The sequence below is a fragment of the Clostridium thermopalmarium DSM 5974 genome, assembly GCF_002995795.1.
GTDB lineage: Bacteria > Bacillota > Clostridia > Clostridiales > Clostridiaceae > Clostridium_H > Clostridium_H thermopalmarium.
Map to the genome: position 1 here is coordinate 71,152 of NZ_PVXN01000031.1, position 25,226 is coordinate 96,377.

23 protein-coding genes and 1 pseudogene are annotated in these 25,226 nt (G+C 30.6%); 22 read left to right on the forward strand and 2 right to left on the reverse strand.

Annotated features, from left to right (window positions below; genetic code table 11):
* The first annotated feature begins 51 nt into the window (after positions 1-51).
* A complete protein-coding gene (locus CPAL_RS14180; protein ID WP_278320563.1) occupies positions 52-174 on the forward strand; it encodes a hypothetical protein in 123 nt (40 codons plus the stop codon).
* Between the two features lie 143 nt (positions 175-317).
* Here CPAL_RS14180 and CPAL_RS06740 read toward each other — a convergent pair whose 3' ends face one another.
* Entirely contained in the window at positions 318-542 is a 225-nt protein-coding gene (locus CPAL_RS06740; protein WP_061858251.1) for a hypothetical protein, read from the reverse strand.
* A gap of 604 nt (positions 543-1,146) precedes the next feature.
* Between CPAL_RS06740 and pxpB the strand changes: the two genes are divergently transcribed.
* From pxpB to CPAL_RS06825, 17 genes are all read left to right on the forward strand, one after another.
* Positions 1,147-1,902: a 5-oxoprolinase subunit PxpB gene (gene pxpB, locus CPAL_RS06745; protein ID WP_106024307.1), complete on the forward strand. Its 756-nt coding sequence runs from the start codon at positions 1,147-1,149 to the stop codon at positions 1,900-1,902.
* Positions 1,893-2,906, forward strand: a complete 1,014-nt coding sequence (locus tag CPAL_RS06750; RefSeq protein WP_061858253.1) for a 5-oxoprolinase subunit C family protein — start codon at positions 1,893-1,895, stop codon at positions 2,904-2,906. Before pxpB ends, CPAL_RS06750 begins: the two co-directional genes overlap by 10 nt.
* Positions 2,907-2,910: 4 nt before the next feature.
* Complete coding sequence (gene pxpA / locus CPAL_RS06755; RefSeq protein WP_061858254.1) at positions 2,911-3,675, forward strand: 5-oxoprolinase subunit PxpA; 765 nt, start codon at positions 2,911-2,913, stop codon at positions 3,673-3,675.
* A 20-nt stretch (positions 3,676-3,695) separates the two neighbouring features.
* The gene (locus CPAL_RS06760) at positions 3,696-4,895 is read left to right on the forward strand and encodes an NRAMP family divalent metal transporter (protein ID WP_061858255.1); all 1,200 of its coding nucleotides are present in this window, start codon (positions 3,696-3,698) and stop codon (positions 4,893-4,895) included.
* A 118-nt stretch (positions 4,896-5,013) separates the two neighbouring features.
* A complete protein-coding gene (gene accB, locus CPAL_RS06765; protein ID WP_061858256.1) occupies positions 5,014-5,484 on the forward strand; it encodes an acetyl-CoA carboxylase biotin carboxyl carrier protein in 471 nt (156 codons plus the stop codon).
* Between the two features lie 23 nt (positions 5,485-5,507).
* Entirely contained in the window at positions 5,508-6,851 is a 1,344-nt protein-coding gene (locus CPAL_RS06770; RefSeq protein ID WP_061858257.1) for an acetyl-CoA carboxylase biotin carboxylase subunit, read from the forward strand.
* 218 nt (positions 6,852-7,069) lie between these two features.
* Complete coding sequence (locus tag CPAL_RS06775; protein WP_061858258.1) at positions 7,070-8,254, forward strand: nucleotidyl transferase AbiEii/AbiGii toxin family protein; 1,185 nt, start codon at positions 7,070-7,072, stop codon at positions 8,252-8,254.
* A gap of 116 nt (positions 8,255-8,370) precedes the next feature.
* A complete protein-coding gene (locus tag CPAL_RS06780) occupies positions 8,371-9,240 on the forward strand; it encodes a DMT family transporter (RefSeq protein WP_106024308.1) in 870 nt (289 codons plus the stop codon).
* A 445-nt stretch (positions 9,241-9,685) separates the two neighbouring features.
* Positions 9,686-11,065 carry a citrate/2-methylcitrate synthase gene (locus tag CPAL_RS06785; RefSeq protein ID WP_082787857.1) on the forward strand — a complete coding sequence of 460 codons (1,380 nt, stop codon included), beginning with the start codon at positions 9,686-9,688 and terminating at the stop codon, positions 11,063-11,065.
* Between the two features lie 152 nt (positions 11,066-11,217).
* Positions 11,218-11,430 (forward strand): (2Fe-2S)-binding protein, encoded by a 213-nt coding sequence (locus tag CPAL_RS06790; protein ID WP_061858334.1) that lies wholly within the window; start codon positions 11,218-11,220, stop codon positions 11,428-11,430.
* A 155-nt stretch (positions 11,431-11,585) separates the two neighbouring features.
* A complete protein-coding gene (locus CPAL_RS06795; protein ID WP_061858260.1) occupies positions 11,586-12,344 on the forward strand; it encodes an IclR family transcriptional regulator in 759 nt (252 codons plus the stop codon).
* Positions 12,345-12,587: 243 nt separating this feature from the next.
* Complete coding sequence (locus CPAL_RS06800; RefSeq protein ID WP_061858261.1) at positions 12,588-13,241, forward strand: bifunctional 2-keto-4-hydroxyglutarate aldolase/2-keto-3-deoxy-6-phosphogluconate aldolase; 654 nt, start codon at positions 12,588-12,590, stop codon at positions 13,239-13,241.
* 12 nt (positions 13,242-13,253) lie between these two features.
* Positions 13,254-14,276: a sugar kinase gene (locus CPAL_RS06805; protein WP_061858262.1), complete on the forward strand. Its 1,023-nt coding sequence runs from the start codon at positions 13,254-13,256 to the stop codon at positions 14,274-14,276.
* Positions 14,277-14,432: 156 nt separating this feature from the next.
* Positions 14,433-15,131 carry a FadR/GntR family transcriptional regulator gene (locus tag CPAL_RS06810; protein WP_061858263.1) on the forward strand — a complete coding sequence of 233 codons (699 nt, stop codon included), beginning with the start codon at positions 14,433-14,435 and terminating at the stop codon, positions 15,129-15,131.
* Positions 15,132-15,385: 254 nt separating this feature from the next.
* A complete protein-coding gene (ilvD, locus tag CPAL_RS06815) occupies positions 15,386-17,104 on the forward strand; it encodes a dihydroxy-acid dehydratase (RefSeq protein WP_061858264.1) in 1,719 nt (572 codons plus the stop codon).
* A gap of 264 nt (positions 17,105-17,368) precedes the next feature.
* On the forward strand, positions 17,369-18,742 hold the full coding sequence (locus CPAL_RS06820) for a GntP family permease (RefSeq protein ID WP_061858265.1): 1,374 nt from the start codon (positions 17,369-17,371) through the stop codon (positions 18,740-18,742).
* Positions 18,743-19,176: 434 nt separating this feature from the next.
* Positions 19,177-19,815: a phosphatase PAP2 family protein gene (locus CPAL_RS06825; protein WP_061858266.1), complete on the forward strand. Its 639-nt coding sequence runs from the start codon at positions 19,177-19,179 to the stop codon at positions 19,813-19,815.
* A 218-nt stretch (positions 19,816-20,033) separates the two neighbouring features.
* On the opposite strand, the gene CPAL_RS06830 is transcribed toward CPAL_RS06825, so the two are convergent.
* On the reverse strand, positions 20,034-21,428 hold the full coding sequence (locus CPAL_RS06830; RefSeq protein ID WP_061858267.1) for an MATE family efflux transporter: 1,395 nt from the start codon (positions 21,426-21,428) through the stop codon (positions 20,034-20,036).
* Between the two features lie 188 nt (positions 21,429-21,616).
* Here CPAL_RS06830 and CPAL_RS06835 point away from each other — a divergent pair, with 188 nt between their 5' ends.
* The 4 genes and pseudogenes from CPAL_RS06835 to CPAL_RS06850 all read left to right on the forward strand — a co-directional run bounded on the left by CPAL_RS06835 (position 21,617) and on the right by CPAL_RS06850 (position 24,963).
* On the forward strand, positions 21,617-22,288 hold the full coding sequence (locus CPAL_RS06835; RefSeq protein ID WP_061858268.1) for a hypothetical protein: 672 nt from the start codon (positions 21,617-21,619) through the stop codon (positions 22,286-22,288).
* A gap of 154 nt (positions 22,289-22,442) precedes the next feature.
* Positions 22,443-23,117: pseudogene (locus CPAL_RS06840) on the forward strand (manganese catalase family protein).
* Between the two features lie 432 nt (positions 23,118-23,549).
* Positions 23,550-23,948, forward strand: a complete 399-nt coding sequence (locus CPAL_RS06845; RefSeq protein ID WP_061858270.1) for a hypothetical protein — start codon at positions 23,550-23,552, stop codon at positions 23,946-23,948.
* A gap of 160 nt (positions 23,949-24,108) precedes the next feature.
* Positions 24,109-24,963: a patatin-like phospholipase family protein gene (locus tag CPAL_RS06850; protein ID WP_106024309.1), complete on the forward strand. Its 855-nt coding sequence runs from the start codon at positions 24,109-24,111 to the stop codon at positions 24,961-24,963.
* The last annotated feature ends 263 nt before the right edge of the window (positions 24,964-25,226 follow it).

A 25,226-nucleotide genomic window follows, 5' to 3' on the forward strand; every position in this document is an offset into this window, starting at 1 on the left:
AAAATCTCTCTCAAAGGAAAAACATAATTCAGAGAGAGGAGTGATTTAAAAGTGGATCAAATTAAAAATAAAGATTTAGCAATGCTTAATAAGGTAGAAAAAATGAATGTTCAGCATGATTTTAATAAGGAAAATAATAAACCTAAAACAAAACAGGTTAAAAATAAAAAATAAAAATATGACTGCTGCAGCAGTCATATTTATTTTTTATCATTACTATTGTTATTTTCATATTTTTCTATAAGAGCTCTCCTTTTTTGTCCCTTTTTTTGAGCATCTTCTGGATCAGGACGTTTCATACCCTTTTTGGCCATAGCTTATACCTCCTTTTTATCCACTCTATTTCCACCCAAATACTCAACATCATTTAAAGGTTTTACTGCAGATTCAACCTCTACCTCTTTAATTTCATTATTCTTATCCATAATCACCATAGTTGGAACTATTACAGTTCTTTCCTTTTGTTCAAGTATGGGTTCCTTACTTCTTTCTCTTTTTATATTGTCAACTTCTTCTTGTGTTACTTTCTTACCTTTGAACATTATAACACCTTCTTATATGCTCAATTTTATTTATTGAGCAAGCTCATATTTTTCTTTATTTCTGTTGTTTTTAATGACTATAGATTTTGTCCACTTTCTAAAAATATTTTTCCCTTAGGAAATGAAAAAATGCAGTTTGTTTCATGAATGGGTTACAAAAAAAACCACATCTGCTATAAAAAATCAAATTTTTTATATAGAGGCAAGCATATAAAAGTAAATTAAAATCATATTTTTGAGACTTTTTTAGACAATAAAAAGGTATATTTATGTTTTTAGTATATAAGATTGCTTAGAAAAAGGAGTCTAGCATTAAAGCGATGCAAGATGAATTATTTAAAATTCATAATTCAACATTTGGGAAAACATGTATAAGCATATATCATTGAAATATGTGTTTTCTATGTATATACCTTGGATTGCGGAGAATGATTAGAGAGATTAAAAACAAGTATAATATGAAGATGTGAATTATAAAAAAATAAACTTGCAAAAGTTATACTGATAAGTTAAAATATATATTAGAAAAATTTTAATGGAAATCCGGAAAAAATTATATACGCTTAAAATTATTTCTATTCTAAATAAAAAGGGGGATGGACTTATGTATGCTGTAAAACCTACTATAAAGGCTATGGGAGATTCTGCAGTAATAATAAAGTTTAGCGAAAGTATAAATCTGAAAGCTCATTTAGTAATAAAAGTATTGTCTGAATATTTAGATAAAAGACCTTTTGCAGGAATGATAGAATATGTTCCGGCATTCACTACAATTACAATTTTTTACAATCCGCTAGAGGTAATGAGAAAAAATCCACATGACAATAAAGATATTCCTTTCGATGTAGTTAAGAAAAAGATAGAAGATATATTATGTAATTTAGGAAGTAATATAGAAGATAAACCTAGAATAGTTGAAATTCCTGTGTGCTATGGGGGAGAGTTTGGACCAGACTTAAAGTTCGTAGCAGAATACAATAATTTAACTATAGAAGAGGTTATTGATATACATTCAAGCTGTGAAAATAGAGTTTATATGATAGGTTTTGCACCTGGCTTTCCATATCTTGCGGGCATGTCAGAAAAAATAGCTTCGCCAAGAAGAAAAACTCCAAGGCTTGCTATACCAGCAGGTTCCGTTGGTATAGCTGGAAATCAAACTGGAGTTTACCCTATTTCCACTCCAGGAGGATGGCAGCTTATAGGAAGAACTCCTCTTCAATTATTTAGGCCAGAAGATGATATTCCAAGTCTTTTAAGAGCTGGGGATATTGTTAAATTTAAAGCCATTTCAAGAGCAGAGTATTATGAAATTCAAGAAGCTCAGTGTAGAAAAGAAGGAAAATTAAAATGGGCATAGAGATAATAAATCCAGGGCTGTTAACTACTGTACAAGATCTTGGAAGATATGGATTTAGAAAATATGGAGTAATTGTAAGTGGAGCAATGGATGAAGTTTCCCATAGAATAGCAAATTTGCTTGTAGGAAATAGAGAAGAGGAAGCTGCTTTAGAAATAACACTTTTAGGGCTAGAAATTTTAATTAAAGAAGATACTCTTATAGCTATATGTGGAGGAAACCTATCTCCAAGCATAAATGAATGTAAGATTCCTATGTGGAGACCAGTTTATGTAAGGAAAGGAAGTATACTAAAGTTTGGGAAGTGCGTAGATGGGGCAAGGGCGTATATAGCCTTTGCTGGTTCTTTTGATATTGAAAAAATAATGGAAAGCAAAAGTACATATTTAAGAGGAGAAATAGGCGGATTTGAGGGAAGAAAACTAAAAAAGGGAGATGTAATAAAATTAAACAAGCCTCACTCTGAAATAATGAACTTTATTAACATCCTATCAAAAAGAGTTAATTCTAATGGATTTGCATATCCTAAATGGTTTATAAACAAATCTATTTATTGTAAGTATAGTGAAAATCCAGTAGTACAAGTAACTAAGGGAGGAGAAATAAATTATTTTAGTGAGGAAAGCATAAAAAGCTTTTTTAGCGAAGAGTTTGTGATCACTCCTCAATCAGATAGAATGGGATATAGACTTAAAGGGAAGATGTTAACGCTTAAAGAACCTTTAGAGATGATATCAGAAGCGGTATCTTTAGGAACTGTGCAGGTACCTCCAGATGGGAACCCTATAATTTTACTTGCAGATAGACAAACCACAGGAGGATATCCTAAGCTTGCTGAAATTATATCTGTAGATATACCTATTATAGCACAGTTAAAACCTGGGGATAATATAAAATTTCAAGAAGTTTCCTTAGAATATGCTCAAAAACTATATATTCAAAGAGAAGAAAACATAGAAGAACTAAAGACAGCATTAAAAATTAAGATGAAAGGAGAGAGGTAGTATTATGTTTCATGTAGATTTAAATTGCGACATGGGAGAGAGTTTTGGAGCTTATAGTATAGGAAATGATGAAGCAATACTTGATTTTATAACTTCAGCCAATATAGCTTGTGGATTTCATGCAGGAGATCCTTCTATTATGGATAAAACTGTAAAATTAGCATTAGAAAAAAATGTGGCTATAGGAGCCCATGTAGGACTTCAGGACTTAGTTGGGTTTGGAAGAAGAAATATGGATATATCTCCAAGAGAGGCCTATGATATAACAATTTATCAAGTTGGAGCATTATATGGATTTGTAAAAGCAGAAGGTGGAAAAATGAGTCATGTAAAGCCTCACGGTGCCTTGTATAATATGGCTGCTAAGGATAGCAAATTAGCAGAAGCTATAGCAGAAGCTGTTTATAAAATAGATCCTGAACTTATCTTGTTTGGCCTTTCAGGAAGCAAACTAATAAAGGCTGGAAAAGAAATAGGACTTAGAGTAGCCAATGAAGTTTTTGCAGATAGAACTTATACAGATGATGGATCATTAACTCCAAGAAAAGAGAAAAATGCATTGATTGAAGATAAAGATAAGGCTATAAATCAAGTGATTAAAATGGTAAAAGAAGGCACAGTTGTGTCAACTTCTGAAAAGGAAATAAGTATAGAAGCAGATACTATATGCATTCATGGAGATGGAAAGAATGCTTTAGAGTTTGCAAAAAAAATAAGAGATGATTTGGAGAATAATAACGTGAAAGTTAAAAGTATTTGTGATAGTTAAAAAATAGGAGGGAATTTTGGATGGAAAATAAGAGGAACAAGACCAATTGGAGTGTGGTTTTAGGGGCAGCTTTCTTGATGGCTACATCCGCTATAGGACCAGGATTTTTAACTCAAAGTACAACATTTACAGGGCAATTGGGAGCAAGCTTTGGCTTTGTAATTTTAATATCTATTATTTTAGATATAGGAGCTCAATTAAATATATGGAGAATTATACTTGTTGCTAGAAAAAGAGGTCAGGAAATTGCAAATATGGTGTTTCCAGGGCTTGGATATTTTGTAGCGGCTCTTGTTGTAATGGGTGGACTTGCGTTTAATATAGGTAATGTAGGAGGGGCAGGTCTTGGATTAAATGTTTTATTTGGTATAGATCCTAAAATAGGAGCTGTAATAAGCGCTGTTATAGCTATTGCAATCTTTTTGGTAAAAGAAGCTGGAAAAGCAATGGATCGTTTTGCTCAGATAATGGGAGGAATTATGATTCTTGTTACTATATATGTAGTTATAACGTCAAATCCTCCAGTTGGCACAGCAATAGCTAGAACATTTGTACCTGATACTATAGATATGATGGCCATTGTAACCTTAGTAGGAGGCACTGTAGGAGGATATATAACTTTTGCTGGTGGTCACAGATTATTAGATGCTGGATTACATGGAGAAAAGGATATTCCTAAAATGAACAAAAGCTGTTTTACAGGAATAGGAGTAGCATCATTAATGAGAATTTTACTCTTCTTAGCAACACTAGGTGTGATATCTAAAGGACTTACTCTAGACCCATCAAATCCACCGGCATCAGTATTTAAGTTAGCGGCTGGTAATGTAGGATATAAGATATTTGGTATCGTAATGTGGTCTGCGGCAATAACTTCTGTTATCGGTTCAGCTTATACTTCAGTATCTTTTATTAAAACTTTTAGTGAAAAAATAGCTAAAAATGAAAAAGTTATAATAATATTATTTATAATTGTATCTACAGTGGTATTTGCTTCTATTGGTCAACCAGTTAAAATATTAATCTTGGTAGGAGCTTTAAATGGACTTATTCTTCCAATTACTTTAGGAACTATGATTATTGGAGCGCATAAGAAGAATATTGTAGGGGAATATAGGCACCCACTTTGGATGACTATTTTTGGAGTAATAGTTGTAGTTATTATGGCATACTTAGGAATAAATACACTTATAAAGCAGATTCCGCAATTGTTCGCGTAATATAATAAAAAAATGATGCGCATTTTTATTATATGTAACATCACTTATGTGATGTTTAAATATCTCAACAATTTGCCGAAATTTTTATAATAGCTAAAAGGAAATGGGGGAAGTATAGATGAACTATAAGGAAATATGTGAAATAATAAAATCTGTCAGCGACTCTAGTCTTAGCTTTGCTGAAATTAAGACGGAAGACTTATATATAAAGATGGAGAAAACTTCTTCAACTAAAGATAAAATTAGGGAAGCAAATGAATGTAGTTCGGATAAAGAATCTCTTATAGTAGATGAAGATAAAGTAGAAATTGCTCATGAATTTGAGGAAGAAAAAGATAAGGATAATATAGAAGTTATTACATCACCTTTAGTTGGAACGTTTTATAGAGCACCGAGTCCAGAAAGTGATCCATATGTAGAAATAGGTTCTCATGTAAAAAAAGGAGATGTTCTTTGTATTATAGAAGCCATGAAGCTTATGAATGAAATAGAAGCTAATGTAGATGGAGAAATTGTTGAAATCATGGCACAGAATGGAGAAATGGTGGAGTATGGTGAAAGTTTATTCAAGATTAGAAAAGCTGATTAAACGTGCTGAAAAGAGGGAAGGTTATGCTTAAGAAAGTATTGATTGCTAATAGGGGAGAAATTGCAGTTAGGATAATACGCGCTTGTAAAGAGCTTGGCATTAAAACTGTGGCAGTATATTCCGAAGCTGATAGAGAAGCTTTACATGTAAAACTTGCAGATGAATCTATTTGTATAGGACCAGCACAAGCAAAAGATAGCTATCTCAATATAGAAAATATTATCAGTGCTGCAAAATTAAGTGAAGCAGAAGCGATTCACCCTGGATATGGATTTTTATCGGAAAATAGTGAGTTCGCAAGGGTATGTAAAGAATATAATATAGAATTTATCGGGCCAGATGCTGAAACCATTGATTGCCTAGGAAATAAGTCTAGAGCAAGGGAAATAATGATAGAGGCTGGAGTTCCAGTGATTCCTGGTTCTAAGGGTGCTGTTAAGAATGAAGAAGAGGCTTTAAAGGAAGCGGATAGAATTGGATATCCGGTTATGATTAAAGCTTCAGCAGGTGGTGGTGGAAGAGGAATAAGAGTAGTTAAATCACAAGAAGAATTAATAAGCGTCTTCAATACAGCAAGAACTGAGGCGAAAAATGCCTTTGGAGACGATACTATGTATATAGAAAAGTTTATAGAAAATCCTCATCATATTGAATTTCAAATTATAGGGGATAACTATGGTAATATAGTGCATTTAGGAGAAAGAGATTGCTCTATTCAAAGGAGACATCAGAAGATTATAGAAGAAGCACCATCATCTATAATAAGTGAGGAACTTAGAGAAAAAATGGGGCGAGCTGCAGTTAAAGCAGCAAAGGCTGTAAACTATAAAAATGCAGGAACTATAGAATTTTTAGTGGATAGATATGGACATTTTTATTTTATGGAGATGAACACACGAATTCAAGTTGAACATCCTGTAACAGAGGCTGTAACTGGAATAGATATTGTGAAAGAACAGCTTAAGATTTCTTCTGGAGAAGCTCTAAGTTTTTCGCAGGAAGATATAGAAATAAATGGGCATGCTATAGAGTGTCGTATTAACGCAGAAAACCCCGAAAAAGGATTTATACCGTCTCCTGGAAAGATAGATTTTATACATTTTCCTGGAGGTGCTGGGGTGAGAGTTGATACTTTTATATATAATGGATGTATTATTCCTCCAAATTATGATTCTATGTTAGCAAAGCTTATAGTTCATGGTAAGGACAGAGAAGAGGCTATTTGTAAAATGAGGAGAGCTATCTCGGAATTTATAATAGATGGAGTAGATACAAACATGGATTTTCAGTTTCAGATATTGAAGAACGAGAATTTTAATAAAGGTAGTTTTGACACCTCATTTATTTCCAAAGAATTTGCTGTATAAGATATTACAAAAATAGATTACTTTAGGAATAGGATGCGAATGCAATAAATACATCCTTTATTTTTTCATATTAGGAAATATAATATCTTAATTATAAATGTACTAACTCAGACCTTTTAGTAATATTGGATAGTTTTTGTATGCAATAAACTGACTCAGGGTATAGTAATGATTATAAGATGGAAGTTACGCAAATTGGAAGGAATGTGGTTTGTTAGATGAAGAAAAAGAGGGGTAAGAAGTCTGAGTTTTTAAATCATGATTTTCATAGCTTTACAGAACAGCGCATAGGGATAGTATCTAAATATTTTGGAATTGAAAATAAAAATATTTTAGAAAGACACATATGGATATATGAAGTATATTCTCAAATACAAAAGAGATTAAAAAATAGCTGTGTTCTAAAGGGAGGAGCTTGTGCTCAATTATATCTTCCACTAGAAGTTCAAAGGTGTACTGAAGATCTAGATATTTATACAAGTTTAGATCCAAGTAAGCTAAAAAAGGAATTACAGTTTCTAGCTAAAGACTTTAATATGAGTAAGATTCCAGTAAAAATTCGTGAGTATATACCTAAGAGTGTTAGATTATATGGGAAGACCATGCCAATTACTACCATAATAATAAATTTACCATTTATATTTAAAGAGAATAGAAAAAGAGGCTCTTCCGAGTTGAAAATAGACTTTCTATACGTTGATATAAAAAGACTTCAAAAAAATTTTATAAATAATGGAGAAGTCTTAGGGTTAAAGTTAAACTATGCTCCAAATTGCATATCTCTTTATTCTATAATAGGAGCAAAGCTCATGGTTTTTGCAGTGAATACAATTGGAATAGAAGGATTTAAAAAGGATAAATTATACAAAAACATATACGATGTATATTATTTAATAGAAAATAATAATAATATAGATACTTTAAAGAAAGTTGGAGATTATATAAAACACAATATAGATATAGAGTTTTATGTTAAAGGAATAGAAAAAGTAAGTTTAGATAATGTATTAACAGATATATTAAAAGAATTATATATTTTATCTGTAGAAGATATTAAAGAGGGATATGAAGGGATTTCAAAGAGAGTTAAGAAATTTGAAGATAACTACATTCAAAAAAGAATAAGTTATAAGTTAACTTATGACAGATGGGGAATTATGGCTAGCTATATTTATATATGGGTATATGCATTGAAAAAATATATAATGAATGATGAATGTGCAAGTCTAGAAGATATAAACCATGTTTTTAAAGAGTATGAATATTATAATACACTTTCTTTAAAAGAACAGAGAGATTATCTAAATAATATTATAAATAAATTAAGAGTGAGAAAAGATCTTAGGTATGATTTTGTTGAAGAACCATTAAGACTTATTTATTTACATAATATAATAACTTAGTTCCCTCTATATTTAGTGACCAATTATCAGTATAGAAGAAAAATGTTGTACACTTTTCTTTTATGATGATATTATTCAATATGGGATAATATTTTAATTGAAAAGAGGAAACTAATATGGAAGGAAATAACATTAATAAAGAGCATATAAAGGCTGGAGGCCTTTTGTTGATTACTGCCATTTTATGGAGTTTTGGAGGTATACTTATAAAATTAGTGAACTGGAATCCTATTGCTATTGCTGGTATGAGAAGTGGTATTGCATCACTGTTTTTACTGGTTATAATAAAAAAGCCTAAATGGCAATGGAATACTACTAAGGTTTGTGGAGCAATTGCATATGCTTCCATGCTGATTTTATTTGTGTCTGCAAATAAATATACTACTGCTGCAAATGCTATATTACTTCAATATACAGCGCCAGTATATATAGCTATATTTGGCAAGGTATTATTAAATGAAAAAACAGAAAATGAAGATTGGCTTTTTATAGCAATAATAGTAGTAGGAATGTTTTTGTTTTTTAAAGATGATATAGGTGGAGGAAGTTTAATAGGAAATATTCTTGGCATCTTAAGTGGAATAGCCTTTGCTTTTAATGTTATCTTTATAAGAAAACAAAAGGATCAAAGTCCTATTGAAGGTGTGTTTTGGGGAAACATTCTCACCTTTATAATAAGCATTCCGTTTATGTTTAATTCTATGCCAGATGCTAAAGGATGGACAGGCTTGGCTTTGCTAGGAACGGTACAAATAGGAGTTTCTTATGTATTGTATACTAAGGCAATAAAGAATGTAACTGCTTTAGAAGGAGTACTTATTCCAGTAATTGAGCCAATATTAAATCCAGTGTGGGTATTTTTATTTGTAGGTGAAAAGCCAGGAAAATGGTCATTAATAGGAGGAACTGTAGTTTTAACTGCTGTAACCTTAAGAGCTGTATATATGACTATAAAAACCACAAAGCGCAAGAAAGTATCTATATGATTTTTAAGTAAAGTAATTGTATATATTCTATAACTCTACTTTTGTGTTAGGAATTTAAAATTAAATCCAGCATGGCCAGAGTAGATTTGCTGTCAGCCTATCGATATTATTATCAATAGCAGCCGGCAACAACCTTATTTTAAATTCCTAACAATAATTATTTTAAGCAAACTCTCGTTTTATATGTTAGAAGGATGTTAACAAAGTTTCCTTAAAATACACAGTGATTTTCTATTGTGAAATTTTAACCATTTTTGTTGCAAAATTATAAATGTTTTTAATTAATGATGGCGTATTAATATAAGTGATTAGCCAATAAAATAGGACTAATTGTAATAAAATTGAATATGTATAAAAATTTGTTTTTTCCATCATTTTGTATATAATACAATAAATATATGATAAAATATTATAAGTCAATAATAAATTACGGGGGGCTGACATTATGGTTAAAACCTTTAATCATGGTATATTTGAAGATAAAGCTTTTACTGATAATATGATAAATGAGTTATCGAAAATAGCTGAAAAGAATAATATAATCAATCCTGAGTTTTACAAAAGATATGATGTTAAAAGGGGACTTAGAAATGAGAATGGTACAGGAGTGTTGGTTGGTCTCACAAAAATAGGAAATGTGCATGGGTATACGGTAAAAGATGGACAAAGACTTCCGGATGAAGGTAAGTTAACATACAGAGGAATTGATTTAGAGGCGATTGTAGAAGGGTTTCAAAGTGAAAATAGGTTTGGATTTGAAGAAACATGTTATCTTCTTTTATTTGGAGAACTTCCTAATAAGTCTTGCCTTGAAAAGTTTAAAAAAGTTTTAGGAAATTATAGATATCTTCCAGATGGATTTACAGAAGACATGATATTAAAGTTTCCAAGCAATAATATAATGAATAAACTTCAAAGAAGTATTCTTGCAGCATATTCTTTTGACGATAATCCAGATGATACAAGCATTAGAAACATTGTAAGACAAAGTATAGAGCTAATTGCAAGGATTCCTACTATGGTTGCCTACGGATATCAGGCAAAAGCTCATTACTATGATAACCAAAGTTTATTTATTCATTCTCCAAGACCAGACCTTGGAATCGCAGAAAATATACTTTATATGATAAGACCTGATAATTATTATACAAGAACAGAAGCGGAAACATTAGATTTAGCTTTAGTAATCCACGCAGAGCATGGAGGCGGAAATAATTCTGCCTTTGCGACTCATGTAGTATCTTCGACAGGTACGGATACATATTCTGCTATAGCTGCTGCTGTAGGATCTTTAAAGGGGCCAAAGCATGGCGGTGCAAATATAAAAGTCATGGAGATGATGGATGATATAAAGCGTAATCTAAAAGATTGGACTAATCATAATGAAATAAGAAATTATCTAATAAAAATTTTGAATAAAGAGGCTTTTGATGGCGCAGGACTAATATATGGTATAGGTCATGCTATTTATACTTTATCTGATCCAAGGGCTAAACTGCTTAAAAAGAAAGCGTTAGAATTGGCTAAAGAAAAGGGAAGAATAGAGGAATTTAATTTCTATAAGAATGTTGAAGATATATCAATTAAAATTTTTAAAGAATTAAAAGGCATTGATATATCAGCTAATGTAGACTTCTATTCAGGATTTGTATACGATATGCTTAATATTCCTTGTGAGCTATATACTCCTATTTTTGCAATATCAAGAATAGCAGGATGGTGTGCTCATAGAATAGAACAGGTAGCAAGTGAGCCTAGAATTATAAGACCAGCGTATAAGAATGTTAAAGATAAAGAAACTTATATACCTATAGAGAAAAGGTAAGATTTTAACTAAAAATAAAAGAAGAACAAGTGGTCCCGTTAGCAGCATTATATGAATAGTATAACTTTATAGAACATAATAAAAGTTGTAGTTGGAGGTAATAATACTTACTAATGAAAATATTATAAATGTTTTATAAAGGAGAAAAAAATATGGAACAAAACATAAGTCCAGAAATTTTAGATAAGATAACAAATGTATGCGTTTGTAAAAGTATAAAGAGAGCCAAAATAAAACAGGTAATAAAAAATGGAGCAGATACTTTTGAAAAAGTACAAAAGGCTACAGGGGCTGGAACGGGGTCATGCAATGGGAAAAGATGCAAAGAGAAGATAGAAGAGTTAATAAAAGAAAATTCAAAGTAAAAGAGAGGTAATTGAGCTGAGAATGTAAGCTCAGTTACCTTTTTTAATTGTTTATTGAAAGTAAAAATAAGCCTTTCTAAAGTATTAGCATCTTGTGAGGTTAACAAATCCGCGATATAATAAACTGAAATGAAGCATGCTGGGGAGGAAATAAAATGCAGGAAATAGTACAATCTGTAGATAGGGCGCTTTCTATATTAGAAGTATTATCTGATTATGAAGATGGACTTGGTATTACAGAAATAAGTGAAAAAGTAGGCTTACATAAAAGTACTGTACATAGATTGCTAGCTACATTAATATATAAGGGATATGTAGAACAGAATCATATAAATAACAAATATAAGTTAACTTTAAAGTTATTTGAAATTGGTAACAAAAGAGTAGAGAATATGGATTTGGTTGAAGTAGCTAGACCTTACTTAAAGGAGCTAGTTGAAAAGACCAATGAAGTAGCTCATTTAGTTGTAAGTGAAGGTACAGAAATTATCTATGTAGCAAAAGAAGAATCTCAAAATACTATAAGGACTCATTCTAGAATAGGTCATAGAAGACCTCTTTATTGCACAGCTGTAGGAAAATCTATATTATCTCATATGAGTGATAAAGAAATTAATGATATATGGAATAAAAGTCATATAGAAAAACTTACAGAGCACACTATAACTGATTTTGAAAAATTAAAAGAGTGTTTATGTGAAGTTCGAGAAAAGGGATATGCAGTGGATGAACAGGAAAATGAAGTTGGAGTAAGATGTGTAGCGGCCTCTATTTTTAACCATAAGGGTGAAGTCTGTGGGGCTATAAGCATATCTGGTTCCATAATAAGTTTTACTGATGAAAAGCTAGATGAATTTTCAAAGCTTATAATTGAATATGCAAAGAAGATTTCTAAAAAACTAGGCTATAAGTAATTTTAGCTTAGTTTTTTTAATACTTTAGAAAGAGTTTTTTCTAGCAAATAAAGATATATATTACAATTATTTTTTTATAATGAAGTAAATTAGACATATAAGGATAAGAATTTTGAAGAATAATACATATATAAAGTGATAAAGATAGATAAAACATAAAATATAGAAAAAAGTTGTTTTGATATATGAAACTATATTTTATATAATGAAATTAATCATAAAAATAAACAGGAGGGGCATGAAATGATAGAAAAATTAAATACTTTAAAAAGAATTATGGATGTTGGTGTAGTTGCAGTTGTTAGAGCAGATAATGCGCAAATGGCTGAGAATATATCAAAGGCTTGCATAGAAGGCGGAATACCTGCTATAGAAGTAACTTTTACAGTTCCAAATGCAGATAAGGTAATTTCATCTTTAAAGGAAAAGTTTACAAAAGAAGAACTTATAGTTGGAGCAGGTACTGTTTTAGATAGTGAAACAGCTAGAATAGCTATACTTGCTGGAGCTCAGTACATAGTTAGTCCAGGCTTTGATTTAGAAACCGCAAAGCTTTGCAATAGATATCAGATTCCCTATATGGCAGGTTGTATGACTATAACTGAAATGATAAAAGCTATGGAAGCAGGAACAGATGTAATAAAATTATTCCCAGGAAGTGCTTATGGTCCAAGCATAGTTAAGGCTATAAAAGCTCCTCTTCCACAAGTTCCTATAATGCCAACAGGTGGTGTCGATATAAACAATGTAGCAGAATGGATTAAAAATGGATGTGTTGCAGTAGGCGTTGGTGGAAAGCTAATCGAAGGGGCTAAGACAGGAAATTATAAAGAAATTACTCGTCTTGCAAAGGAATTTGTTAATAAAGTTAAAGAGGCAAGAGAAAGCCTAGCTTAGGAGGAAAAGATCGTGAGTAAAAAAGTTGTAACTATGGGAGAACTAATGTTAAGACTATCTACTCCAGGGCATAAAAGATTTGTTCAGGCTGAATCTTTTGATGCAGTTTATGGAGGAGCTGAAGCAAATGTAGCAATAGCTTTATCAAACTTTGGATTAGATGCGTATTTTGTAAGTAAATTTCCTAATAATCCAATAGGAGATAGTGCATTAAATTCCTTAAGAAGATTTGGAGTTAAAACTGACTATGTAGCTAGAGGTGGAGAAAGATTAGGTATATATTTCTTTGAAAAGGGAACTTCTATAAGACCTTCTAAGGTAGTATATGATAGAGCAAATTCTTCAATGGCAACAGCAGATCCGGAAGATTTTGATTTTGATGAAATATTTAAAGATGCAGAGTGGTTTCACTTCTCTGGAATAACTCCTGCTTTAGGTGAGAAGGGAATAAAAATATCACAAAAGGCAGTAGAAGCTGCAAAAAGACATGGTGTTAAGATAAGTCTAGATTTAAACTACAGAAAACAGCTTTGGGGAATAGATGAATTTGAAAGAGTTATGCCAGGCTTGCTACAAGATGTAGATGTATGTTTTGGTTGGCTTAGCAGTGTAGAAGAAAAGAAAGATGAATACCAAGTTGCTGATTTTTCAAAAGAAACTGTAGATTTGGATAGATTTAAAAATATATTTGGAAAGATGATAGAAAAATTCAACATAAAGTATGTAGTAACAACTATGAGAGAAAATTTTTCAGCTTCTCATAATGCTTTATCGGCTGTAATCTATGATGGAAAAGAGATATATCAATCTAAGAGATATGATTTCACAATAGAAGATAGAGTGGGTGGAGGAGATGCTTTTGCTGCAGGTTTGATATATGGATTGGCTACAGGAAAAAACTACAAGGAAGCACTTGAGTTTGGAGTAGCTTCATCAGCTTTAAAACATACTATTGGCGGGGACGCTAATTTAGTAACAGTGGATGAAGTTATGGATGTTGTAAATGGAAATACTTCAGGAAGTGTAAAAAGGTAAGCAAGCATCGTCAAATTAATAATTTGCTCATGATGGCTTATTCATTTAATTAAAATAAGAAAAAATTTTGTAATAAATTCTGACACAATTTAAAATATATCCAGTATAATATATTTATTATATACTTTATAATATATTTGTACTAGGAGAGAAAAAATGAAAGTAAGAACAAGCGACATTGTATTTAAAGCTATTGAAGAGAAGATATTTAGTGGTGAATGGAAGCCAGGAACTAAGATCTCATCAGAGCCGCAGCTAGCAAAGGAGCTTAATGTAAGCAGAATGTCTGTTAGAGAGGCTATAGAAAAAATGGTAGCTCTTAATATATTAATAAAAAGGCAGGGAGAAGGAACTTTTGTAAGTGATTTATCTACTGCAACTTACTTAAACAATCTAATACCTATGCTTACTTTAGATAAATATGATTATATGGAAATTTTAGAGTTGAGGTTAGTTATGGACGTTGAAAGTGCTAGGTTGTGTGCTCGAAGATGCAGCGATAAAACTATAGAAGAATTAGAAGAAGCCTATAGAGAAATGATACAATATCAAGGCGACATGGAAAAGTTTACTGAAAAAGATTTAGAATTTCATATGAAAATTGCACAAGGTACACAGAACTCTTTAATTGTAAAAATAAATGAAATGTTAAGAGATATTCTTGCCTATCACCAACGTGGATTGTATCATAATTTAGGGCCTGAAGGTGGAATTAAGGAGCATAAGTTTATACTAGATGCTATAAAAAATAGAGATGAGGAACTTGCTGGGATATTTGTAAGAAGACATTTAGAAAGAACCATAAAAGATTTAAAAGGTATGAAGCTTGATTTAAAATCTAATAAACAAAATTAAAAATAGCATATATTAAACTTTAAATGAAAACCATCTATACATTATGTATGGATGGTTTTTCCGTATTGTGGGATTTATTTTCATAAAGTGAATAAAATGTGTTGACAAAGAAACGTTTTCAAATTAAAATATAGTTGTAAGACAAGTTTAGTAAAAAATACATGATTTTCTATAAAAACGTATGAAAACCTTATTAAAAGCAACTAAATGCATTGAAAAAATGTCATACAAGTATAAGAGAGGATGATTAGAAGATGCTAAGAAGCCAAGAAATTAGAAATAAGGCACCAGAAATGGACTCTTTAAGATTAGGATCAGGTTGGAAAGTAGAAGAGCTCTCAAAACCGCAAATAATAGTTGAAAGCAGTTATGGACATAGTCACCCTGGAAGTGCCCATTTAGATATATTAGTAGAAGAAGCTTGTAAAGGTGTAAACGCTAAAGGTGGAAGACCAGCTAAGTTTTTTGTAACTGATATTTGTGATGGACAAGCACAAGGGCATGATGGAATGAACTATTCTTTAGCTTCAAGAGAATTTATGGCTAGTATGATTGAAACTCATGTAGAGGCTACTCCTTATGATGCTGGAGTATTTATAGCAAGCTGTGATAAGTCAATGCCAGCTCATCTTATGGCTGTGGCAAGGCTTGATATGCCAGCCGTAGTAGTCCCTGGTGGAATAATGGATGCAGGTCCTAATATGCTAACTTTAGAACAAATTGGAGCATATAGTGCACAATATGAAAGAGGAGAAATAACAGAAGAAGAATTTACTAAATTAAAACACAATGCTTGCCCAAGTTGTGGAGCTTGTTCTTTCATGGGAACAGCATCTACAATGCAAGTTATGGCAGAAGCTTTAGGGGTTGCACTTCCAGGAACAGCATTAATGCCTGCTACATCAGAAAATATTAAAATAGCAGCAAGAAATGCAGGGGAGCATGCTCTTAAATTAGTAGAAATGGGAATTAAACCTTCAGAGATAATGACTAAGAAAGCTTTTGAAAATGCAATAATGGTACATGCTGCAATAGCAGGATCAAGCAACAGCTTACTTCATATACCGGCAATTGCTCATGAGCTTGGAATAGAAATAGAGGCGGATTTATTTGATGACATTCATAAGAGAGTTCCTTATATACTAAATATTAGGCCAAGTGGATTCTATCCAGGAGCTTATTTCTGGTATGCAGGTGGAGTTCCAGCTATAATGGAAGAAATTAAAGACCTATTACATTTAGATGTTATGACAGTAACAGGAAAAACTTTAGGAGAAAACTTAGAGGACTTAAAGAAAAATGGATATTATGAAACTTGCAATAAGCATCTTAAAGCTCTAGGAATTAAGAAAGAGGATATAGTAAGATCAAAGGATAATCCAATTCAAACCCAAGGAGCAATAGCCATATTAAAGGGAAACTTAGCTCCAGAAGGTGCAGTAGTAAAACATTCAGCTGTATCTAAAAAGCTAATGAATGTAGTATTAAAAGCTAAAACTTATGATTGTGAAGAGGATGCTTTAAAAGCTGTTTTAACAAAAGAAGTTAAACCAGGAGATGCAGTATTTATAAGATATGAGGGGCCAAAGGGTTCAGGAATGCCAGAAATGTTCTACACTACAGAAGCTATAGCCTCAGATCCAGAGTTAGTTGAATCAATAGCATTAATTACAGATGGAAGATACTCAGGAGCAACAAGAGGACCAGCAATTGGACACGTATCTCCAGAAGCTTGTGAAGGAGGGCCTATAGCCTTAGTTGAAGATGGGGACCTTATAAAGATAGATATACCTGGAAGAATACTTTCAATAGTTGGTGTTAATGGAGAAGAAAGGACAGAGAAAGAAATAGAAGAAATATTAAGAGAAAGAAAGTCAAGATGGGTAAAACCAGCACCAAAGTATACTAAAGGTGTCCTAGGTATTTACACAAAACTTGCGGTGTCACCAATGAAGGGAGGGTATATGGAGTAGTCTCCATATACTTCTCTAAAAGTAGCTAAATTGCAATAAAAATTTTTTACTTTGGGATAAAAGAAAAAGCCTATTTGTTAATATCTTTTAAAAACAAATAGACTTAAATAAAGCACTAGTATATACAACTAGTAATATAATAACTTAATATAAAATCTACTATAAACATCTTATCATAATGACGACAATAGGTCAAAATGAAATAAAATTTTTAGAGCAAATTATAAAATAAAGAAAACGTTTAATTTTAGAGGGGGATTTTTTATGGTAACAGGACCATTATTAATTGGAATATTTATATTATCAGTAGCTGTTCTATTAATAACTATTATAAAGTTCAAGTTGAATGCCTTTGTATCATTATTAATTACATCTATAGCAACAGCTGTATTAGTAAAAATGCCTGTTGCAGATATTGCAAGTACTGTTTCTTCAGGGTTTGGAAGCACTTTAGCTGGTATAGGCATTGTAACAGGTCTTGGTGTTATGCTTGGTAAGTTTATGTTTGAATCAGGCGGTATTGAGGTAATGTCCAATACTATTCTCAAAAAGTTTGGTGATAAAAATACACCACAAGCCATTGCTTTATCAGGTTTTCTTACAGGTATTCCTGTATTTGGTGATGTAGTTTATATTATGTTCGCTCCAATGCTTAGAGTTCTTTCTAAAAAGACAGGGGTTTCTATGGTAGCATATGCTTGTGCTATTTCAGTTGCTACTACTTGCACTTATTCATTAGTTATTCCAACTCCAGCGCCACTTGCGGTAGCTGAAGCATTAAAAATCGATGTAGGAATATTCTTTATATATGCTTTAATTTGTGCTTTTATAGGAACACTTATTGGTGGAATTATGTATGCAAAATTTATTGATAAAGTTGATCATAAAAATAATCACACATATTCTTTTGATGATATAACATTAACTGATGAGCTTGCAGCAACATCAGAGAATGTTAAAGAAAAACCAGGTTTCATAAAATCATTATCTATACTTCTTGTACCTATTTTGCTTATATTAATAGGAAGCTTTGGATCAATGGCTCTTGGTGATAAAAGTTCATTAACACCTTTTATTAAGTTTATAGGTGATAAAAATGTAGCTATGCTTATTGGTGTTATTTATGCAGCACTTGTTTCTAGAAGATATATAGAAAAAAGTGTTTCAGATATTATGAACGAGGCTGCTGATCAAGTTGGTTTAGTTCTTCTAATTACAGGTGCTGGCGGTGCTTACGGTAAAGTTCTACAGTCTACAGGAATTGCGGATTATATTGCAATATCTTTATCAGGATTTGCAATTCCAATTCTAGTATTGTGCTTCATCATTGCTCAAATCATACGCTGTGCACAAGGTTCTACAACTGTTGCTCTTTTAACAACTGCATCTATACTTGGATCAACTATTGCAGCATCAGGAATTTCGCCAATATTATGTGCAATTTCAATTTGCGCAGGAGGAATTGGCTTATCACTTCCAAATGACTCCGGTTTCTGGGCAATTAGCAGATTCTTTAAGATTTCTGTTGCTGATACTATCAGGGGATGGACAATTGGAGGATTTATTTCAGGATTAACAATACTTATAGTTGCATCAATCCTATCACTATTCCAAGGAATACTTCCAGGATTAATGTAATATTAAAAAGAAAAAGGACTTCTAGAGTTTAACTTTTTAGAAGTCTTTTTTTTATTATGAAAATTAGATTAAATAGTATTTATCACATCAATAACAATATGCACAAAAAAGGAAAAACAGAATTATAAGATTTTATCATACTGAATAATAAGATAATATAAAGTTGTATAGATTAACAATACTTATTTAAAATACATATTATAAATTTTGAAGGATAAATGAAATTATTATATTAAGCACCAAAATAAATGTTAGTATAAAAATGTAATTTATATCATTCCTAATTTTAAGAGGTTTTAAAGGAATTTCAATTGTTTATGTATGTGTAAATGGTATAATTAAATTAATGGATGCTATGAGATTGAAACTTCTATGGTTCTTTTAAAATTAGTGATATAAGTATTTAATATATAGGTTGTGAAAGGAGAAATCAGATGAAAAATGCTATGGGGAAATTATTACCCCTTATGTGGATGATATCTATTCCAATATCTAATATCTTTTATAGAATTCTTAATAATTCCAGTAGAGGTGTATATACGCTGGCAATGAATATAGATGAAAAAATACCCTTTATAAAGGAATTTATTGTTCCTTATATTATATGGTATCCATTTATATTTATAGCTTTAATATACTTATGCATTAAAGATAGAAAAGTTTATTATAGAACACTTATAAGTCTTAACATAGGTCTTATAATCTGCTATTTGATATTTTACTTTTTCCAAACTACGGTAGTTAGACCTAGAATTGAAGATGTAGATATTTTTACGAAGTTGGTAAGTATAATATATAATCATGATAGACCGTATAACTGTTTCCCTAGTGTTCATGTTATAACTACTTATATTGTAATGAGAGGAGTTAATATGGTTGCGAGAAGAGAAATTATGCTTTTTTCTTTTAACATAATTGGGATACTAATAATATTATCTACTCAGTTTGTAAAGCAGCATGTGATCTTAGACTTAATAGCAGCTATTATTCTAGGTGAATTTATATTTGGCCCAGTCATAAATATATACTATGATATTTTGGCTTTAAACATGAAAAAAAAGATGGAAAGTTAGAAATAAATTGTGGCAATCTTTAAAATTGAACATTCCGTATGAGATTTGCATTTAGGAAAGTTTAACTACGCAAAGAAGCTCTAATATTTGTTTAATGCTTTCTACAATGCAGATCTCATACTCCAATCCTATATTAAAAAGATTATATTATTTCTTCACTCGCACATTAGTATCTCAACTTCTCTGTTTAAGAAAAATAGAAAAATGCTATGCATTTTTTATATAATTTCTTTTTTATTCTTTTCAAACTTTTCAATGCGGTTTATTTGTTTCATTTCTTTAAATAAGAAAAAACTTGTAAGAAGCGCTGCGACTATATCAGCTATAGGCTGAGAAAGCCAAATTCCATCTAAGCCAAAAAACTTAGGCAGAATTAAAATTATAGGTATTAGGACAATAACTTGTCTTAAAAAACTTAAAAATATAGAAATCTTAGCTTTACCTACAGCTTGAAAATAATTTGATGCTACTATTTGGTAACCTACTATAGGAAGGAATATTAAGTCTATTCGCATTCCTCTAGAACCTAGTTTTGTAAGCTCTGGAGCATCGTTAGCAAAGGCTTTAAATAAAATATGAGGAAAAAACTGAACTAATATAAATCCTAAAGAAGCTATACAAACACCAGAAATAATAGCAAATCTAAGAGTTTTTTTAACCCTTTCATAGGATTTAGCACCATAGTTATATCCAAGAATAGGCTGAGAACCTTGGTTTATTCCAAATATAGGCATAAAAATTAATAATGAAATACTGGAAATTATACTCATAGCAGCTACAGCAATATTACCACCATAAACTATTAATCCTTTATTATATAGAGCTGAAACTGCACTAGCTGCAATCTGCATTGAAAAAGGAGAAAGGCCTATGGTAAGTATTTCTAATACTATAGCTTTATTTGGTTTTAAATTAGATTTTTTTATTTTAAGTATGCTTCCACTATTTTTACTTATAAAATAGTGCATTACCAGAGTACTATTAACTGCTTGAGAAATTATTGTGGCTATAGCAGCACCACGAATTCCAAGTCCTAATCCAAAGTCAAAAATAAAGATAGGATCTAAAATAGTATTTGAAATTGCACCAACGAGCATAGTTCTCATAGCAATCTTTGGATTTCCCTCAGAACGTATGATATTATTTAGACCAAAACCTATATTTTGAAGTATAGCTCCTAAAATTATTATTGATATGTATTGTTTAGCATAAAATATACTCTCTTCATCTGCTCCAAGGGCTTTTAAAATTGTATCAAGAAATATAATTCCCAATATAGATATAATTACAGATATTATTATACTTAAAATAAATGCTATATTAAGAATTTTTTCAGCATCTTTTTTGTTTCCTTCTCCTAATTTGATGGAAATAAGAGTTGAAGCTCCAATACCTACAAGCATTCCAAAGGCCATTATAATTGTAGATATTGGCATAGTTATTCCAACTCCAGTGAGAGCCTTCTCTCCCACGCCTTGTCCTATATGACCTATAAACATTCTATCAACTATATTATATAGCGCATTTACTATCATTCCTATAATAGCAGGTATAGAAAATTTTAGCAGTAACTTTTTTACGCTTTCTGATCTCAGTTCTTCTGATCTATCCATAAAATACCACCTTTCTAAATAAAAATTTATACTTTTATAGAATATGTAGTCAATTTAAAAGTTTATTATATCATATACCTGAAAGTAAATATATAAGAATAAAAATAAAATCTTAAGGATAACATAAAAATACAAGTTGGATTATAAATTTAAAATTGCAATAAATTAGTAAAAGTTAGGGGGATTTGATGAGAATAAATCAGGAATTTATAACTCCCATTATTTCAGCTACAGCTGTAATAATAGGTTCTATTATTGGGGCCACTTGCACATGGATTACAACAAATCATTCTACTATAAAAACCATAGAGGTAGAAAATAAAATTGTAGAAGAAAATAGAAAAAATGAAGAACTTGAAAAGCTTTTAAAGTTTTGCGAAAATATAAATATTATAAGATTAGATATATGCAATTCACTATTTCAGAGCATAAGAACTTTAAAGGATTTTCATGAGGGTAATTTTGGAAATAGATATCCAATATCCATAAATAGAGACTACTCAAGGGTAGTAGCATCATTAACAGGAAAATTTGATTTAAAAGAATTAAGCTATATATATCAGGTATATGGAATTATAGAAACATTAAATAAGCATATAAGTGAATTGGGGTTTAATGATAAAAATGGATACGAATTAATAAAAATGGATTGTGAACTTCTATTGAAAAAGTTTTATGGAGAGAATTATAAAAAGATTATAGAACTTGATATAGATAAAATATGCTATGAAGAATTATATAATAATGAATTTATGAAGAAAGGATATAGACATATATTAAAAAAATTAGATATGCATAGTTATTCTGAAAAGAGCAAGGAAAAAGAAATAAAAGAAAAATATATTCAAAGCAGGGGGTAGAAAGTAATTTCTACCTTTTATTGTTACATTAGTAATAATTCCACAAACTTTATAAAGTTTAATGAGTATATTGCAAGATCTTTTCACAAAAAATACTAAGGAAAATAACTTTAAATTGAATAAATTTTTAAAGATTAAAAATGGAGGTAATTTAATGTTCAAGCATGAAAAAGCTTTGCTTAAAGAAGTAAAGGTAGAAGCTCCTAATCCTCAATATGCGGTATTATTACAGGAGCAGTTGGGAGGACCTCAAGGAGAACTTAAAGCAGCTATGCAATATATGTCTCAAAGTTTTAGAATTAAGAATCCAGAAATAAAGGATTTATTTTTAGATATCGCTGCAGAAGAAATGAGTCATATGGAGATGGTTGCACAAACTATTAACCTTTTAAATGGTCATGAAGTAAATGCAAGTTCTGTTATATCTGGGGAAATAGAAACTCATGTGTTAGGTGGGTTAAATCCTATGTTAATGAATTCATCTGGACATCCATGGACAGCAGATTATGTAAATGTTACAGGAGATCTTGTAGCTGATCTATTATCTGATATTGCAGCGGAGCAAAGGGCTAAAGTAGTATACCAATATTTGTAAAGACAAATAAATGATAAATATGTAAAAGAAACTATTGATTTCTTATTAAATAGAGAAGAGGCTCATAATGCTCTATTTAGAGAAGCCCTAAATAAGATACAAGATAGTGGTTCTAATAAAAGTTTTGGAGTAACAGAGGATTCTAAATTATATTTTGACTTATCTACTCCTGGAAGATTTTTTGAATCACCAAATCCTACACCACCAAGTTTTGAAAATCCAAGAGTTAATTAAAAATGTATAAAAAAAAGATATATGGTTAAATTAATAGAGTAAAAATTATAGAGTGAAAATCACTCTAATAAACACTTAGGAGGAATTAAATATGGCAAACAAAAACGATAACAGAAAAAATGATTTAAGAAATGACAGAAACGAAAATAGAAATGACAACAGAAATAACGAATTAAGAAATGAAAAAAACAATAATAAAAACAATTAGTATTGGAAAAAGTTGAATTGAAATTCTAAAATTAGTTCAATTAGAAAGAGTCTTCATGTATAGATTGCATGAAGACTCTTTCCATATAGTTAATAAAATTAAAATAGATACATTATGTTACCAAAGATTAGATAAATAGCTTGTCCTCCCAACTATTAAATAGTATTAAGAATAATATTAAAAGAAAAAATAATAGTGAAGTAAGATAAATAGGAGGAATTGCTATGAGTGATGCTGTTAATAAAAATAAAAAGGATATATCTGAAATAGAGAATGCTCATAGGATAGATCAGCTTATTAATGTAGTGGATAATTATACTAGAACACAAAGACATCTAGAACAATACTCACATATAGGAGATCCAGATAATACAGAATATGCAAGAGAGATACAGAAAGAGAGAGAGAAAGAGATAAACACTTTAAAAAATATCATAGCTTATGGAGATAGTAAACAAGGAGATCCTGTTACAAATGAACTTCATAATTTAGAGAAGAATTATATCTACGCAGAGGGATATTTAGAGCATAATAAGGAGCATATGCCTAAAGAAGATATTCAAAATTTAAAGAAAAAACAGGAAAACAGAAGAGAAAAAATAAATGAATTGAGATTTAAATAATTAATAGAGATCTAATCACTAATCACTAGCTTTTTATAGTATGAATATAATATCTAAAATTATAAGGCTAGAGATTAGTGATTTTTTTATATATAAAAGAGTATCATTTTATTGTATAATATTTATTTAGTGATATTTTTACTTAAAAGGAGGTAATAATATGGAAAATATAGGTTTAGTCCTCGAAGGTGGGGGAATGAGAGGAACATACACCTCTGGAGTTTTAGATTTCTTTATAGAAAAAGAATTATATTTTCCATATGTTATAGGGGTTTCTGCAGGAGCTTGTAATGCAACATCATATATTTCTAGGCAGAAGGAAAGAAGTAAAAGAATAAATATAAAATACATAAAAAATCCTAAATATTTAAGCTTTAGAAATCTTATAAAGGAGAAAAGTGTCTTTGGAATAAAATTTCTTTATGATGAAATACCAAATAGATTAGATCCTTTTGACTATAATACATTTAATAGCTCATCACAAAAATTTGTCATCGTAACTACTGACTGTATAACAGGAAAACCTGTATATTTTGAAAAAAATGATTGTAAAGATATACTTAAGGTTATAAGAGCGTCTAGCAGCCTTCCATTAATGGCTCCAATGGTTGAAATAGATGGTGGTTTATATTTAGATGGAGGAATATCTGACTCTATTCCAATAAAAAAGGCAATAGAAGATGGATATAAAAATAATATAATAATATTAACACGAGACAAATCATATAGAAAATCTCCTATGAAATTTCAAAGACTTATAAAGATAAAGTATAAAAATTATCCCCGTCTAATTGATACTATGTTAAACAGATATAAAGTCTATAATGAAACTTTAGATTATATAGAATGGTTAGAGAAAGAAGAAAAGGTATTTGTAATAAGGCCAAGCAAAGATTTAAAAGTTGACAGATTAGAAAAGAACCCTAAAAAGTTAGAGGCACTATATAAACTTGGATATGAAGATGTTCATAATATCTATGAAAAAATGAAAAAATGGATGGAAGAGCGGAATTAAAACTGCTCTTTTTGTTTGCATAGAAAAAGGAAGAAATGAAGAAAATAAATAACATAGAAATAAATTGTGACAATCTTTAATATCGAACATTATATATGATATATGAGATTTGCATTTATGAAAGCTTCTAATGCTAGCTTAATGCTTTTTACAATGCAAATCTCATACTTCAGTTCAATATTAAAAAGATTATTCACGTTTATTATCCACTTAAGAAAAATGCTGCGCATTTTTTTGTATTGTGTTTTAAAGATGGTGGGTGA